This is a genomic window from Fodinibius sp. (assembly GCF_034521915.1).
Taxonomy (GTDB): Bacteria; Bacteroidota; Rhodothermia; order Balneolales; family Balneolaceae; genus Fodinibius.
Map to the genome: position 1 here is coordinate 69,418 of NZ_JAXHLU010000004.1, position 16,899 is coordinate 86,316.

Sequence of the window (16,899 nt, forward strand, 5' to 3'; positions counted from 1 at the left end):
TCTGTTTAGAAGATCCGGCTCCGTAAATTTGAAATGCTTAAAGTTGATCTTGTACCGATTCGAGATCAGGGTAAGTTTCAACAAGCGTAGACTTTGCATTGTTCAATCCTGAAGGAGTAACTTTCCAGAAGTTGCCGTTTTCACCGAAATCCGTGTTTAAGATTTGATCGATTTGGTCATTTGTAATTTTTCTGTTGGGACTATATTTCAACGCATTGACAAAAGCCCAGGCTTCCGAAAGTGCATGAAAAGCTTCTCCGGTATTGTCATCATTCAGATGTGAAAGCGTACTGTTGATATAGTGAACAGCAGTCGCTGCTGAGAGCAGTTCAAGCTCTTCATAGAGCACATCCACTTGTTCTTCTAGCTTACTATGATTGCCATTGACAATAGCAGTGCGCCCAAGGATGAAGGCATCCATAATTTTATCGTTGAAGCCGAGTTGTGCATCAGAGCCGTTGGAGTATTTGCTCCAGAATCGAAGCTCGTCGCTGCGGGAATCTGGCCAATCGGACTCAAAATCTGCAGGTGCATTAAAGTAACCGAAAGCTTCATCAAAGTGATGTTCTTTGGCTGTGTAATTAGCTCCTTCTTCGGTCTCACTGTTTTCTATATTAGGACCAATTTTTTCATCAGTAAGATAAACATTGAAGATCTGGTTGTAGAAAACGGCGCCCATCAGGCCTTTTTCAACGAGTTGGGTAAATTCGCGTCCTTTCTCGTCAACTAAGATTTGTCCATCTCCGCGTTGTAAAAGACCAGCTTTTCCATTGTCTGCTTGTCCGTTTTCACTGGCTGCAGCAGCCGCAGCAAAAAAGCCTTCGAAAAGGTTATTGTCGCGATCAGGAGCAAAGGTTTTGCTTTTGAGATCACGATCAGAAGTAAAAGAGAAGTTTCCGCCACCGTTGCCGTCAGTATTCTCATACATATCGAGCAGGGCTTGTTCGGAGAGAACGTCCCCTTCATGAGCAGTGGCGATATAGGCTTTCATTTCTTCGACCATATTCAGTCGATCGTTTTGACCGGGGAAGGCTACAGTCGATTCGCCATCGCGCGTAAATTCATAATTTTCAGGTGGTTCTATGGTAGAATCGTTGTCGCTGTCACTGCCGCTGATATCACAAGAAGAAATCAGCAGGGCAATAGCCAACAAAGGTACAGTTATTAGTAGTTGGGTGCGATTTGAAGAATGCATTCGTGCGTATTTTTATTTATATTAATTCTAATTAGCGAGAGAAAATAATAACTATATAGACTAATTCTAAATAAAAAATTGAAATTTATTAGCTTTTGGTAGTAAGTCTGAAAGCCAATAGGAATTTCTAAATTGAGGAATGTATCAGAGAGAAAGCCTTAATCCCGGTCTGAAAAAATATCCATCAATTGATTAAGTAAGCTGTTACCAACAACCGAAAGTTTTTCTTGCCGACCCATTGAGAGAAAGCGCAGAAATTTTCTTAACTCTACTAATACGTAGGGTGGATTAGTGACCAGCGAATCACTTTTTATGATGTGATCCCAGTCCAGAGGACGTTGAAATTCGACGCCGTGTTTCTCCATTGTTTCTTTGTATAGATGTGCTATAAGTCCATAGCCAATAGTCGTAGGGTGAATTCCATCCAGACTAAAAATACCACCCTTATATAGCTTACCCGTGTCTCGGTCTATGCGGACATAGTCGGTACTGAGTTTTGGATTATTTGTGTTCTCTACAAGATGGTTGGTATCGGGATTACGCTTCATAGCCCGGCAGAATTCTTTGGGATAGGGTAACCGCATTTTATTCCCGAGTCTGCGTCGTGCAATACCACTTACGTACCTATTTAACGGCACGGTAATCCAGCCGTACTCGTCGGCAACCTCTCGGATAATATTATTATATTCATCCACATGTTGATCAAGAGAGATTGCCTGTTCCTTGGTGAGATGGGGATGTTTGTCGGGATCAAAATCGGCATCCCAAATCCAGAATCGCGTATAATAATCGAAGTATCCGGTATGCCCTTCTCGCGATTTATCTGCGTTGACTCCTCGTGTAACAGGCGGAATGGTGACATAAGGAATGGTTTGGGTAATAACACGTTCGGCCCCAATTTTACTTACTCTTTCAGCCAATTTGCGGTACTCCTGCTCAAAATGTTCTGTTCGATAAACCGTATAGTTACGTTTTGAGGGAAACTTATCTAAATCTTCTTCTTCGGAAAGTTCATACTTCAGGTCAGATGCTGCACCAATAACATTGTTATGGCCTGCTGAAACGATGAGGTTTTCGATGCCGCCGTGCTTTTGCAGGTGCTCTGCATTATCGAGCTGTGTAAATTGGCTGAACTTTTCGTCAAATGATGGGTTGAGTACCAATCGCGCGGTAACATACATGGCATGATCGGGAAGCATATCAAACATAGAATATGTTTCGGGCTGGGTTTTGATATATTCCCGGCTGTTTTGCTCGGTAATCATCCAGGTATCATTCATGGAGAATCCCCATATCGATTGGTTGTGATAGGGCATGTCGCGCTCCTGTTTAAGGGGCTTTATCTTTCCCTCCCAATAGCGTTTTACACGTCGCAGGGTTGAGTACAAGTGAGTAATGGCAGGCAGGTATTCGTTCCATTCGATAGAGTTGCCAAACTCATCCGAAAGTCCGCGCGCTAATACCTCGAGATTAAGTGGAATTCCTGCCTGGGCAGTGAAAAGGGGCTGTTCAAAATTGGGTTCGGGTTCCCAGCACTGACGCAAAAAGTTGGGAAAGTTGAGATCGGTACGGTAAATACCCCCGTTTTGGAAACCCTGGCTGACACTGTCGCCCAGAACTACGAGCTTATGTTTTGGATGCTTTTTTTTGCTGCTCACAGATAAAATGGTGTCTTGGCCATCCGGCTTAGAATTATGATTAAACTTCCTGAGAATAAGTCGTATCTTAACAGGTCTTTTTTCAAACAGAATGTAGTAAAAGGATGAGCAAAATAGAAAGCAACCGACTGGAAGAATTTCGCAAGGAACGCGAGGAAGCAAACGAAAAGGTGTTTGATCTCGATCATTTGGGTATCAAACGTTTTTTTAATCTTGATAATAATACGTATCAAGATGGAGCACTTCCGGCCCAAACCAAAGAGCTTTTGGGATTAGTGGCTTCTACAGTACTTCGCTGTAATGATTGCATCGATTATCATCTGGAACAAAGTGCAAAAAGCGGATTTACCAAGGATGAAATTGTTGATGCCCTAAATGTTGCGCTGGTTGTGGGAGGAAGTATTGTGATTCCACACTTGCGTCATGCAGTGGATACGCTCGAAATTTTGGAGGAAGAAGGTCACCTCGATTCATAAATTATTGCAGTTTTGATTCGTTACACAACGCTATTATTCTTCATATTATTCTTGATAGGATCTTCGGCTAATGCCCAGATGATGGCTACCCAGGTAGGTCCTGATTCCATATCAACGGCTCTGGTACCAGCGGTGGGTTATAGTTCTAATGAAGGATTGTTAGGGGGACTGATCTTAAGCCGTTACGATTATCGCGGAAATCAGCGGCCGTTTAATAATTTGTTGGAGACATCGGCTATAGCAACTACTAAAGGATTTGTTGAGGTGAATGCACGCTATGAACAAACTGGGGCCTTTGATCAGGATATAAGATCGATAGCAGATTTTTATTTTTATCGCTATACACAGGATCAGTTTTTTGGGATTGGAAACGAAACGACGTTTACTGACCAGCGATGGGATAATGAATACTATTTTTTCAGGTCGTTAGGGTTTAGTCTGGATTACCGAATACGAAGACCAATATATGAGCAGGGACGTCAGCAGCTTGATCTGCAGATGGGGGCTGCTACTGAATATCATATCCCCTATATAAGTGAAGCTCAATCATCTTTTGCGCTGCAAACGCCTAACGGAAGTGAGGGCGGCTGGGTTAATAATCTGAATACCGGGCTTATTTGGGAGAATCGAGATAGTGAGTTTGATCCTCATCGTGGGAACAGAGCAGAGCTGGAACTTCGTGCGGCTCCAAAGTGGATTGGTAGTTATGGGTTAGCTACGGCACGATTAGAACTACGACAATATTTTTATCTGTTTGATTGGTTGACCGTGGCAAATCGATTCGAAGCACGTCATGCAGCGGGAGATACTCCGTATTGGGAATTGTCTACATTGGGAGATAAAAATACGCTTCGAGGTTATCCGCTGAATCGTTTTAAGGGTAATAGTTCATTGGCCTATACGCTGGAACTACGAACATGGCTGCTTAAATTTCCAGAACTTTACGGTCTTAAATTTGGCGGACAGCTTTTTACCGATGCAGGGCGTGTCTTTACCGAAACTGATGATGTAAATGATTTGTTTGAAGGATATCATCAAACTGTGGGATTTGGTGGAGCGATGTCAATTTTTAATCCCGATTTTATTTTGCGAGGAGAAATTGGTTTTTCCGAAGATGTGAGCCGTATTTATATCGGTATCGGATATATGTTTTAGGATTTTTAATTAGAGGCCTTTGAAAAACCACACGCTTTGAAGGAGTTGAACTCCTGAAGCGGGAGTATAACTCCCTTAGAGCCATTTTTTATATTTTCAAATAATTATTTATAAAATTGACAATGGTTTTTCAAAGTCCTCAATTAAAGACTTCCGTCAGCTTGAATTCGTCTCAGCTTTTGTCATTACCTAATTTCTAAACGAATTTGATCTGATAGATTACCGTAATTTTAAGCTTTAAGCAGTGTATAAATAATGAGTAGATCAGTTTTATTAACAGCAGCAAAAGAAGACACTGAAGTCTTTCGATCTGAGCTGGAGGAGAAACCCGTATCCATCTTGCATTATCCCCTGGAACGTTACGAAGCGCTGGAAGATAATGCCGATATCCTGGATGCCTTGGAGAATCTCGAAGAATATGAGAACATTGTCCACGCCAGTAAACGTAATGCCCAGTTTTGGATTAAGTGGTTGCAGGAGTTTGATAAGATGGAAGAAGCGCGTAATCAGCTGAATTTGGCGCTCAATCAGCATACCGCGGATTATCTTGAAGAGCAGGGCATCCCGGCGGTGCATCCACATTCAGAGGGTAAAGCCATTAACCTGCTGGAATTTATGCTACGGATTAAACGTATTGGCAAAACGCTTTATCCCTGCGGAGATAAAACCGCTGAGGATCTACCTGCCTTGTTACGTGAGTTGGATATGGAGGTTAATGAATTAGTGCTGTTTACCTTGGAGGGTCCGGAAGAAAATAAATTGGAAGAGTATCGAAAAGACTTTGCGGCACATCAACCGGAGTTTGTAATCTTTCATTCACGCCGTTCGGTGAATCGAACCTTAGCGGCTTTCCCGAATGCCAATTTCAACGATCCCTATATTATTTCCGGTGATCAGGCCGTAACCGATAAGCTGGAGAAAGAAGATATTGAGGTTAATGAACAGGCCGAGGGAAGCTGGGGATCTATTCTGAAAAAGGTTAAAGAAGCTCTGTAGGATAATCCAGTTTCGTCCAGCCATAAATGACTGGGCTATATAATTTTGAAGCTGTCTTAAGACAGCTTTCGCTGTTGTCAATTAGCCTATACATTCATGTATAGGAATGTGTTTTGTTTTGGATTGAGATCAAATCTTTACAATTCTGCGGCCTTGATTATTTAAACCTCACAATAGTACACCCCGCACCGCCCTGTGAAATAGGGGCCATCTGATACCCGTCAACTTCTTTGCGCTTATCGAGATATTCGTGCACCAGTTTTTTGAGGATGCCTTCGCCTTTGCCGTGGATGATTTGCACATCATTTTTGCCTGCAGCAACAGCATCATCGATATAGCGCTGGACCTCCTTCATGGCTTCATCGCCACGCATGCCCCGAATACTGAGTTGCGGCTTAACCATCTTGAATCGGCTGCCGTCCTCAAAATTAACTTTTACTTTCTGCTTTTTGGGTTTGCGGTCCGAAGCATCCTCAACCTTGATCAGCTTTTTGTATTTCGTTTTAACTCGAAGGCCACCGGCCGAAACCACTGCTTTATTACCGTTAATCTCTTTTAGTTCACCAGTCGTATTGGCGTCTTGTAAACGTACCAAGTCACCCACTTCCGGTTGTTCGGATGAATCCTGGTATTGTTCCTGCTGTTGCTCCAATTCTTGTAGCTCAGAGGATACTTTCTTGCGATGGGATTCTACTTCTTTTCGCGCCTCTTTTATCGTTTCATCATTTTTTTCGCCCTGTTCAACGATTCGCTGCACCGCCTCTTCAATTTTTTGGTTGGCGGAGTCCATAATTTCTTTGGCTTCCTTAAGCGCTTTCTCCCGAATTTGTTCTTTTTCTTTTTCGATGGCCGAGCGCTTTTCTTCGTAACGATTCCGTTCTTTTTCCGTTTTGGACTGCAGCTGATCGTATTTCTTTTTGAGCTCTTCAGCTTCCTGTGTTTTCGATTCAAGCTCGGTAATCAGTGTTTCCATATCACTTTTGGCTTCGCCCAGTAGCGTGCGGGAACGACGGAGAAGTTCGTCCTGAAGCTTCATCCGTTCGGCAATTTCAAACGCATAGCTACTGCCGGGCACACCCTTTTTGAAACGGTAGGTGGGGGAAAGCGTATCCTGATCAAATTCCATCGAGCCGTTTACGGCATGTTCGTGATCGTGGGCAAAAATTTTGAGCGATCCGTGGTGCGTAGTGACCAGCGTTTTAGCTTTACGCTCCATCAGTATTTCGATGAGAGATTGAAACAGCGCACCGCCTTCTTCGGGATCTGTTCCCGCTGCGGCCTCGTCTATCAGAACCAGGCTTTGGTCATCGGCATTATCCAAAGTATGCTTCATCCATTCCAGGCGCGAAGAAAAGGTACTTAAGTCATTTTCGATGGATTGGTCGTCGCCCATATCCACAAAAATGCTGTTGAAGATGGGAATCTCGGAACTATCCCGAGCCGGAATAGCAAACCCGGATTGAATCATCATGCTGCATAGGCCCAGCGTTTTGAGCGCGACTGATTTACCGCCGGCATTGGGACCTGTAATCACGAGACAATGCTCATCTTCGGTAAGCTCCATATCAAGCGGAACGACCTTTTCCTGTTTATCTTTGGGAAGTTGTAGGTTTTTTAGGAGTAGCAGCGGATTGTACGCTTCTTTCAGGTATAGATGAGAAGTCTCCGAAATGACAGGCACAAATCCATCCAGATCGATGCTAAGGCGTGCTTTGGCCGATATAATATCGAAGGTTGTAAGAGTTTCCAGGTTTTGACGGATAGAATCACGCTGCCGTCGTACGTGCGTCGTTAATTCACGAAGTATGCGTTCGATCTCCTGCTTTTCCTCAGATTCGAGCTGACGTATTTCATTGTTGATGTCCAGCGCTTCCACCGGTTCCAGGTAGACCGTTTGTCCCGATGAAGAAACATCATGGACAAATCCCTGCACTTTGCGTTTGTATTCGACTTGAACGGGAATCACCATACGACCATTGCGGATGGTAGCGCCCTCATCAGAGGTCATTCCCTTCTTGGAGAGGTTGCCCATCACCCGGTTGATCGTTGTGCGGAGGTCATTTTTTCGCTTGTTAATGTTATTGCGAATAGATTGCAGCTTGGGACTGGCATCACTTCGGAGTTCTCCATTTTCTGTAAGTACATCTTGGAGGGTTTCTTCTAAATCTTTCAGTGGAATAAGACCTACGGAGATATCTTTGAGGGCGGGATAGTGCTCCTTTCGCTGATCGATGTATGATTTTACGACACGCGCAGTAATACTTAGTTCCAGAATTTCGACAAAAGCTTCCAGTGGAATAATACTGTTTTCCGGGCGGGCTTTATCGAGATAGTCGCGAACATCATGCAGGTTGCGAAGCGGAAAGGCCGAATCATTAAGCAACAGGTCCATCATCTCTTTGACCTGGGCCAGCCGGCGTTCAATAACCTGCCGGTCGGAAAAAGGCATCAGGGATTTGAGCTGCTCACGGGCCATACCGGATTGGGCTTTTTTGACAGTGGCCTCACGAATCGATTCAAATCCAATTTTATCGCTTAGATGTTCCGGAAATAAGTGCATTTATATTTTCTATCTCGTGTCATCCTGAACTTGGTTCAGGATCTTTTAAAAGTAATTGTTTAAAATACACCTTAATATAAGCTTATTACCGCGGAAATGATGAATTTGAAAAGAGTAAAATAATTGTTAATTCCACAGAGTAAATCCTCCTTGAGGGGGAGTGTCCCGAATAAAATTGGGACGTGGGGTGTATCTATGAGTATTAACACCTCCCGACCAATTCCGAAATCATTCGGAATTGCCCACCCTCCTCGAGGAGGGATTTTTCTTCAACCGAATTAAAACTCGTAACCAAATGAAATTACCGATTTACCAAGTCGACGCCTTTGCTTCAGAGCCTTTTGAGGGAAATCCCGCTGCCGTATGTCCACTGGATGAGTGGCTGCCCGATGATTTGATGCAAAATATTGCCATGGAAAATAATCTCTCCGAGACGGCTTTTTTTGTCGAGCAGGATGGAAACTATCGCCTACGATGGTTTACACCTACCACAGAAGTAGATTTGTGCGGACACGCGACGCTTGCTTCAGCACATGTGCTTTTTGAGCATCTGAATTATGATCAGCAAATCATTCGGTTCGATTCCAACAGTGGAGAATTGAAGGTCCGAAAAGAAGGAGATCGACTGGTGATGAATTTTCCTGCTGCAGAATTAAATAGAACTGAGAGTCCTGAATTTTTAGAAGAGGCTGTAGGTATTCCCGCTAAAGAACTTTATCGCGACACTGATTATTTGTATGTGATAGAATCTGAAGAGCAAGTTCGTAATTTAGATCCGGATATTCGAGCGATGGCCAAGGCAGATGTGCGCGGAATTATTGTCACGGCACCCGGCCAGGATTATGATTTCGTATCTCGGTTTTTTGCTCCCAATGCCGGTGTTGATGAAGATCCTGTGACGGGTTCGGCCCACACCATGTTAACGCCTTATTGGAGTAAGCGACTGGGAAAAAAGAAGTTGGTTGGCAGGCAAGTATCACGGCGCGGGGGCACAGTGTATTGTCATTATAAGGAAAACCGTGTTGAGATAGCAGGGGAAGCCTGTACGATAATGAAAGGGCAGTTTAAAATCTGATGGATATACTTATACTTTTATTACTTGGCGTTATTGCGGGCATAGTAGCCGGACTTTTTGGTTTGGGGGGAGGCATTCTCTTTACGCCTATTTTGTTTATTGTTTTTAGTGATGCGGGTATCGAAAATCCGGTGATTTTAACCATAGGAAGTTCGCTTTTCTGCACTTTTATAGCTGCTTTTGGGAGTTCAGTGCGCCAGTTCCAGCAAAAGAACTTTTATTGGTCAGAGGGTTTAACGACTGGTTTAATGGGAGCGGGTGGAGTCTATCTGGGCAAGCTTGTAATTACATCCCCATACTACAGCCAGCAAGAGTTCGTCATATTTTTTAGTCTGCTGTTATTATATGTTGCTTACATGTTTTATCGACGGGGTGCGCGGAATAAAAATGAAATTGATCAAAATGATACCCCTGTAACGTTACCACAGTCTTTTGTTAGCGGTGGACTCGGTGGATTTGTAGCGGCCCTGGCCGGTATCGGTGGTGGAGGGGTGATGGTTCCGCTGATGAATCTTGTCTTTAAAAAAAGCTTTGCTCGCTCAGTTAGTATCTCTTCCCTGGCTATCGTTTTGATTTCTCTTTCTGGCTGGATTCAGCTCGGATTGACCGAAAATGGGATAGGAACACTCACGGAATTTCACTGGGGCTATGTGGATTTTGGAGCGGCTTTTCCGCTGGCGGTTGGTGGTTTGGCCGGTGGATTTTTTGGGGCGTTGTTTAATTTAAAAATTAATCGTCGTTATTTGCAGTATGCCTTTTCGGTATTGGCTATTGCAATGGCTATCAAATTGATTGTTGAAGTTTTTTGATCAGAAAAGCTGAATGGAAAGCAATTAGTAATTCAAACAATGCCATTTAAAAAGGAGTCCCGATCAAAGGACTCCTTTTCTTATAATAGCAATCAAAATATCTGAGTAAAGGGCTTGGTAAGTTATTTCTTTTCCTGTTCTTCTTTTTCCTGCATTGCTGGTCGTTCGATATAGGGAAGCCCATCGGTAATCCATTTCGGAGCCTCTTTTCCGAGCAGATAATGTTCGTGCCATTCGAATGCTCGGGTAGCGTAGTCAATTTGGTTTTCTTCGCGCGCCAGACCGTGATTTTCTCCTTCATATACCAGCATTACAAAGGGATTCTGCATGCGACGCATCGTATTATAGAGTTCCACACCTTGGTTAAAGTCGACCGCCCCGTCATCGGTGCCGAACTCAACAAGCAGCGGCGTTTTAACTTCTTCCATGTTAAAGATGGGCGAATTTTCAACGAAATTATCCCAGTCTTTCCACCAGGGGTCGGGGAAGCGCCCTTGACTTGTTTCAAAAATTCGGGCGTCGGTGGTACCAGTATTCCAGTAGATCGAATTATACATGCTAATCATGTTGGTAAGCGGGGCCCCGGCTACAGCTGAGTTAAACAAGTCGGTTTGCGTAATAATAAATGTCGTTTGGTAAGCTCCCCATGAGTGACCGGTAAGTCCAATTTGTTCCTTGTTGATCATACCGGTTTCAAGAACTTTTTCTACCGCCGGAACGACACTTTCTACGGCCGACATTCCGGGATCGCTCAATTCGTATGTAATATCCGGAAGAAAGACGAAGTATCCCTCAGAAGAGAATCGCCTAAGATTGTAGGGACTTTTCTTCGATGGCATACTGTAGCTGTGCATCGACTGCGAGAGCTCTTCGTAAATATAGGTGATCATCGGATAGCTTTTGTCCGGATCATAATTTGCCGGATAGAGTAAGCGTCCCTCGAGCTCTTCGCCATTTTCGTTGGTAAAGGTAATCAGTTCATCGTCTGCCCAGTGGTATTTGTCTTGTTGGGGATTGGTGTATGTAAGCGCAATTGGGTCGTTAAAATTATTATCCACATAAAAGTAATCGGGAGAATCGGTAGCCGACTGTTTTCGATAAACGAAGTTTTTGGTTGAATCGGCTTTGGCAAGACTAGTGAACATCTTGGAATCATAAATGAGTGTCTCGGCAGTTTGGCTGTCGTTAACACGCGCATACCCGCGATCCTTCGTTTTATCTCCATACATCGAAAAGTAAATATCCTCATCGGATTCGATACCCTCATTGTCGTACTCAAATCGAACTTGCCGGTATCGAATTTTATCCTTACTTCCTTCCGTAATTTTTTGGTAATTGCTGCCATCTGCCCAAACCTTATAGGCATTGTACTGATCATAAAGCAGCATCCAGGAATCGTCTTCCGCCCATTCGCCTGTTCCGAATGGCCTGCGGTTTTCGCGTCCATTTACATTTGTAAAGTTCTCGAATCGGGTGTCGATATCTTTTGTCAAGTTGCGATGTTTTTCGTTTTCAATATCGTAGGTCCACCAGTTCTGATCTTTGAAATACAACAAATATTTACCATCGGGTGATGTGCGCACCTGCTCGTGACGCTCCAGAATTTGTTGGGATTCACCCGTGGCAACATCCACTAAATAGATATCCCGCCAATTTTCTTCGAAAGTCGGCTCGTATGGATGCGGATTATATGCCACGGCATGTTGTTGGTCGCCGGTAAGCTGTAACTCCTCAAACTGTTCGGTGCCGAGCTGAACAAAAGCCTTCTCGTCAAGATGCCAGGCCGAGAGATGATTATCTTCTTTAAGCTGATTGGCCATTACCTCTTGTTTGGGTTGGATTTCATCATCCTGCCAGTGCCAGACTTCTACATTCGAGGGATCAAGCTCATCTTTTGATTCCGCTTTTGCTGTGTCAGATTTGGTAGCTTTTTCCCACTTTTTAATGCCGAAAAACAGAGAATTACCATCCTCCGACCACTTCAGTGATCGGTAATCGACGACACGAAAATCCTTGGGAAAAGCATCACTTTTCTGTTGATTAAATTTGAATTGTCTGGGGGTGGTATCGAGGTTTTTGAACGCTATAATACGGTGAGTGGCATCTTTGTAATCCTCATCCTCTTTTTCTTTTAGAAATGCCAATGCGTTTTTATCCTCATGCCAAGTAAGATCTTTATAGGTTGTGGTATCACTGTCTAATACGGTAATTCTATTGGATGGTAAATCATAAAGATGGACGCCGTTTCCAAGTTTTTCATTTGAATTAAGGAGGACAGCCAGTTTCGATCCACTATCGTTAAAAGCAAATTCCGAAACATTGCCAATCAACTGATTTGTCCCCCGGGAAAGGTCACGCAAGATAAGGTCAGTGCCATTGCTTTTAACTTCTTCAGGCTTATACTTTTTCATAGCCAGGTATCGACCGTCATCAGAAAAAGTATATTCCTGTATATTTTGAAAGGTATCTACGTTGGCAGTTTCCAAATTCATCAGTCCCAATTTGAAGCGAACCTGCTTTTTCTGTTCTTCGAGCTTTTCTTTCTTATCCTCGGAGACCCCAATTAGAAAAGCGGCCCACTTATTGTTTTGAGAGAAATCAACTCGTTCTCCATGCATAAATTTATGTTCTTCGGTAGAATCTGCTCCCACCTCTTTGATGATTAACCATCCATCGCCATCTTCCAGGCTTATGTTATACGAAAACCAGCCACCGTCTGCAGAAAGTTCGGTCGAAGAAATGTATTGCCACTGATCATAGTCTTCGGGCTCAAGTTTCTGCTTTTGATTTTGAGCTGTGAGCGAATGGAAAGAAAAGAGGAAAGTTACGACCGTAAGAAAACAAAGTTTTGAAAACCGCATCATGTTGACTTTTGTTGAATGTTAAAGCTTTAACAGTACAAATATTGATTCTTTATAGAAAACAGTTCTTGCGTACGATTATACTTCAAGTTTGTTATATAGATAAAGTTTTAAAGGAAATGCAAAATAAAAAGGAGTCCCGGTCAAAGGACTCCTTTTCTTTTATAGCAATCAAAATCCCAGAGTAAAGGGATTAAATAAAACTGGTTGTTACCAGCTATTCGTTAGGTACATAGCAATCTAAACAGGATTTAAATCGATGATTAATCCATTATTTTGCGCAGAAATGCCGGCTGATCAGAATCGGTTTTATCGATTCGTTCGCGGCGATTGTTCAGCAGTTCGTTGCTTTTTTCCTGCTCGTCCTGCATTTCTTTTTCCTCTTTTTCATCATCGTTGAGGGGACGCACATTTTTGAGTCCGCGACGGTGAAATGCCGGCTGATCCATCTGCTTTAGATTTTTTTCTCCTTTGTAAAAAGGTTCATTGGTTGCAGAATATCGGCTGTGTCCTGTAACATCACTGGCTTTTGGCATATCCAGTTCGTCATTATCTGCTTCCTTTTGAGTTCCTTTCTTTTTCTCATTGGGAGCGACACGAGCTTCTTTGTTGCTTTTAGCCAGATCAAAACCGGTAGCGATAACGGTAACTCGAAGTTCATCCTCAAAACTTTCGTCAAGCACCGTACCAAGAATAATCTCAGCGTCTTCACCTGCTTCTTGCTGGATGATGCTGGTAGCTGTATTGGTTTCTTTCATACCCAGGTTGGCCCCGGATGAAATATTAACCAATACATTGCGCGCACCGTTGATGCTTACGCCATCGAGAAGCGGTGAATTAATGGCTTCGCGGGCTGCAATTTCGGCGCGATCTTCGCCCGTTGCGTTAGCAGCACCCATGATGGCGGCGCCACCGTCGAGCATAGTTGTACGCACATCGGCAAAGTCAAGGTTGATGAGGCCGGGCATCAGAATGAGATCCGAAATGCCGCGCGTTGCATTATAGAGCACCTGGTTAGCCTGCTCAAAAGCTTCGAGCAGTGTGGTATCCTCATCAGCGATATCCATCAGTCGCTCGTTGGGAATAACAATGACCGTATCACTGTTTTTCTTGAGTTCAGTTATCCCTTCAAGGGCGTATTTCATCCTCTTGGGACCTTCACAGTCGAATGGAGTAGTTACAATACCGACTGTTAAGATGCCTTTGCGTTTGGCAATACCAGAAACTACAGGTGCACCACCTGTTCCGGTTCCACCACCCATGCCGGCCGTAACGAAAATCATATCGGCGCCTTCGATGGCTTCTTCAATTTCGTGTCGATTTTCTTCCACGGCTTCCCTTCCTATCTCAGGGCGTGCACCGGCACCAAGTCCGTTGGTAAGGTTAGCACCTACCTGGATGGTAAGATCAGCCATGCTGTTTTTTAATGCCTGTGCATCAGTGTTAAGAGCGATATACTCCACACTGGTCAGGCCTTTTTCGATCATGTTGTTAACGGCATTGCCTCCGCCGCCTCCAACACCTATCACTTTTATTTTCGCATTGTCTTGACCGTCGATGTCAAAACTAAAACGAGAGTTTAGGTTAGACATAATAGTTACTCCTTTTTTTAGATTGCTGTGTACTGTTTATTGCTATTTGATTGCTATATGTTATTTATATCTTCTCTAACTCTGACAGGATTCTGAACCCTGTCAGGATTTAATAAAATATTCAGTTGGTCGTGATTTGTATTTTTGAACCCCTCTTGCATCTCCCCTTCATAAGGGGAGAAATGTTAGTTAGCATATTCTTGAAATAACTTTCTGAAAATCCCATCCTTTTGAAGGAGGGGAATAGGGGTGGTTGGTTTGTATTAAACTGTATCATTGTTTCTATTTATTTTTTAAAGTTCTTTGAACCAGCTCTTCATTCGTTCGGCGATGCGATTCATTACCTTCTCCACACTTGATCCTTTGGTTGATGATGGAACAATAGCCTGGTTTGTAGGCCCGGAACCGGTTTTTATAGCGTGCATAACCAGTCCCACGCCTGTTGCATAAATTGGATTATTTACTTCTTCAATAAGCCCGCCACTGAGTCCGATCGGCTTGCCGATCTTGGCATCCATGCCGAGTATTTCGTTGGCTAATGGACAGACATTATTGATTAGCGAGCCTCCGCCACTGAGTACTACCCCAGCGCTTAGATTGTCGGCATAGCCGCTTCGTTTTACTTCGATGGCTACAATCTCCAGGATCTCTTCCATACGAGCCTGTATAATTTTGCCAAGAATGCTTTTTGTGATTTCTTTTGGCGGACGACCTGCAATGCCGGGCACGGTAATGGCTTCATCTTCTTCAATCATATCTACATACGCTTCGCCGTGCTCGCGCTTCAGTTTTTCAGCCTGATCGTCAAGCACACTTAACCCAACGCGAATATCATCGGTCACTTTTTTGCCGGCAATGGCAATGACGGCCGTATGCCGGATCGTATTATCCTGGAAGATAGCAACATCTGTGGTGCCGCCACCGATATCCACCAGTACTACACCGGCTTCTTTTTCTTCTTCATCGAGTACGGAATAGGAGGAAGCAAGTGGCTCCAGGATAATATCGGCGACTTGGTAGCCGGCGCGCTCAACGCATCGGTAGATGTTTTTAGCGGCGGAAACAAGACCCGTAATAATGTGGACTTCCGCCTCCATGCGCATTCCGCTCATGCCCACGGGATCGCTGATTCCGTCCTGACCGTCAACGACGAACTCTTGCGGAATTACGTGGATAATCTGTTGGTCGGTTGGCAGCATAATACGTTGGCAATCTTCAAGCAGGCGTTCAACATCATCTACCGTAATCTCATTATCACGATTGTTGATGGTGATCACGCCTTTGCTGCGCATGCTGCGGATATGGTCTCCGGCAATACCTACATTTACGGAATTTACTTCAATCCCGGAAGCCAGCTGAGCCTGTTCAACGGCTGTTTGAATGGCATTTACCGTTTTGTCGATATTTACTACCACGCCGCGATTCAATCCATCGCTTGGTGCTTTACCTACTCCCAGGATATTAATTCTATCCTGTGGATCGATGGATGCAACAATTGCACATACTTTTGTAGTGCCAATATCCAGACCAACAACAATTCTATCTTCTTGTTCTTCCATAATGTTATCCACGTACTATTGTGATTTATTTAGTCATCATGTCATGCTGTCCCGACTCTTCGGGGTTTCAGCATCTTAGTTCGTTTCATCATTTGTTAGATCCTGAAACGAGTTCAGGATGACACTGTAATTATATTTAAGTTCTTATTTTAATTTTCGCGCGTTACGATCTGTCCTTCAAACCTCAGATCAACAGAACGCATTTTTTCAATTCCTTTTTGTTTGATGATTTTACCGTAAAATGCTTCCCAGTTACGAAGTCGGGTATCAAAATCTCCTTTCCCGAAAATCAGTTTTACACCATTCTGATTCGTCAATGCCACAATACCATCATTCGATGAAGACCAAGCTATTTCACTTATGGTAGCATCAGCTACATTGTTATTGCGAACAGCTGTTAGAAAACCCGAAACGGTTTTAAAAGCATTGCTTTGCAGCGTATCACGCATCGGGGTAGTGCTAAATCCATAGAGAATCGGTACATCAACGGTCTTTCCAGGTACAATAGGTAGTTTAATTCCTTCACTGTCGATGTAAATTTTCTTCTTATTATCTGCTAACAGGGCAACGGGCTGGCGTTCAGTGATGCTGATGTTGATTGTACCGTTTGGTTCTACACTAATGTCGGCCTGTTTGACATATGGCAACTCCTCAAATCGATTTCTAATTTCTCCAAAATTCATGCTATCCGGATTCATACCCATTGGTACTTCCACCAGCTGCAGATCTTCTTTAGATACAAAATGGTTGCCCTCGAACTGAACGTCCTGCACCTTCATCGTTGAGTTCCAGTAAAGTCCGGCCATAACTGCTAATCCCAGCACTAATACTGCACCGGCAATCCATGGCCAAGGATTATTGCTGTTTTGGGATTCGGTATGTTGCTCGTTTTCAGTCATTTAGTTGATTAAAAATTGTGTCTTCCTGAACTTTCTTTGTCCCGACTCCTCGGGGTTTCAGGAT

The 16,899-nt window shown here is 43.7% G+C and carries 12 protein-coding genes; 5 read left to right on the forward strand and 7 right to left on the reverse strand.

What is annotated here, in order from left to right; genetic code table 11:
* Positions 1 to 37: 37 nt before the first annotated feature.
* Both U5J89_RS02925 and U5J89_RS02930 read right to left on the reverse strand, forming a co-directional pair.
* Positions 38 to 1,195 carry a DUF4856 domain-containing protein gene (locus U5J89_RS02925; protein WP_322574107.1) on the reverse strand — a complete coding sequence of 386 codons (1,158 nt, stop codon included), beginning with the start codon at positions 1,193 to 1,195 and terminating at the stop codon, positions 38 to 40.
* 158 nt (positions 1,196 to 1,353) lie between these two features.
* Positions 1,354 to 2,853 carry a hypothetical protein gene (locus U5J89_RS02930; protein WP_322574108.1) on the reverse strand — a complete coding sequence of 500 codons (1,500 nt, stop codon included), beginning with the start codon at positions 2,851 to 2,853 and terminating at the stop codon, positions 1,354 to 1,356.
* Between the two features lie 104 nt (positions 2,854 to 2,957).
* On the opposite strand from U5J89_RS02930, the gene U5J89_RS02935 reads away from it, so the two are divergent.
* The 3 genes from U5J89_RS02935 to U5J89_RS02945 all read left to right on the forward strand — a co-directional run bounded on the left by U5J89_RS02935 (position 2,958) and on the right by U5J89_RS02945 (position 5,480).
* Positions 2,958 to 3,329, forward strand: a complete 372-nt coding sequence (locus U5J89_RS02935) for a carboxymuconolactone decarboxylase family protein (protein WP_322574109.1) — start codon at positions 2,958 to 2,960, stop codon at positions 3,327 to 3,329.
* A gap of 12 nt (positions 3,330 to 3,341) precedes the next feature.
* Positions 3,342 to 4,484 (forward strand): BamA/TamA family outer membrane protein, encoded by a 1,143-nt coding sequence (locus U5J89_RS02940; RefSeq protein ID WP_322574110.1) that lies wholly within the window; start codon positions 3,342 to 3,344, stop codon positions 4,482 to 4,484.
* Between the two features lie 255 nt (positions 4,485 to 4,739).
* Positions 4,740 to 5,480 (forward strand): uroporphyrinogen-III synthase, encoded by a 741-nt coding sequence (locus U5J89_RS02945; protein ID WP_322574111.1) that lies wholly within the window; start codon positions 4,740 to 4,742, stop codon positions 5,478 to 5,480.
* A 157-nt stretch (positions 5,481 to 5,637) separates the two neighbouring features.
* On the opposite strand, the gene U5J89_RS02950 is transcribed toward U5J89_RS02945, so the two are convergent.
* Positions 5,638 to 8,040, reverse strand: coding sequence for an endonuclease MutS2 (locus tag U5J89_RS02950; protein ID WP_322574112.1), 2,403 nt, complete (start codon positions 8,038 to 8,040; stop codon positions 5,638 to 5,640).
* 295 nt (positions 8,041 to 8,335) lie between these two features.
* On the opposite strand from U5J89_RS02950, the gene U5J89_RS02955 reads away from it, so the two are divergent.
* Both U5J89_RS02955 and U5J89_RS02960 read left to right on the forward strand, forming a co-directional pair.
* The gene (locus U5J89_RS02955) at positions 8,336 to 9,115 is read left to right on the forward strand and encodes a PhzF family phenazine biosynthesis protein (protein WP_322574113.1); all 780 of its coding nucleotides are present in this window, start codon (positions 8,336 to 8,338) and stop codon (positions 9,113 to 9,115) included.
* Positions 9,115 to 9,924, forward strand: a complete 810-nt coding sequence (locus U5J89_RS02960; protein ID WP_322574114.1) for a sulfite exporter TauE/SafE family protein — start codon at positions 9,115 to 9,117, stop codon at positions 9,922 to 9,924. The genes U5J89_RS02955 and U5J89_RS02960 overlap by 1 nt, the downstream gene beginning before the upstream one ends.
* 122 nt (positions 9,925 to 10,046) lie before the next feature.
* Here the strand turns inward: U5J89_RS02960 and U5J89_RS02965 are convergent, their stop codons facing one another.
* The 4 genes from U5J89_RS02965 to U5J89_RS02980 form a co-directional block, all read right to left on the reverse strand.
* A complete protein-coding gene (locus U5J89_RS02965; protein ID WP_322574115.1) occupies positions 10,047 to 12,788 on the reverse strand; it encodes a prolyl oligopeptidase family serine peptidase in 2,742 nt (913 codons plus the stop codon).
* A gap of 260 nt (positions 12,789 to 13,048) precedes the next feature.
* Positions 13,049 to 14,377 (reverse strand): cell division protein FtsZ, encoded by a 1,329-nt coding sequence (gene ftsZ / locus U5J89_RS02970; protein ID WP_322574116.1) that lies wholly within the window; start codon positions 14,375 to 14,377, stop codon positions 13,049 to 13,051.
* 293 nt (positions 14,378 to 14,670) lie between these two features.
* Positions 14,671 to 15,936, reverse strand: coding sequence for a cell division protein FtsA (ftsA, locus tag U5J89_RS02975; RefSeq protein ID WP_322574117.1), 1,266 nt, complete (start codon positions 15,934 to 15,936; stop codon positions 14,671 to 14,673).
* Between the two features lie 149 nt (positions 15,937 to 16,085).
* Entirely contained in the window at positions 16,086 to 16,835 is a 750-nt protein-coding gene (locus U5J89_RS02980; protein WP_322574118.1) for a cell division protein FtsQ/DivIB, read from the reverse strand.
* Positions 16,836 to 16,899: the final 64 nt, after the last annotated feature.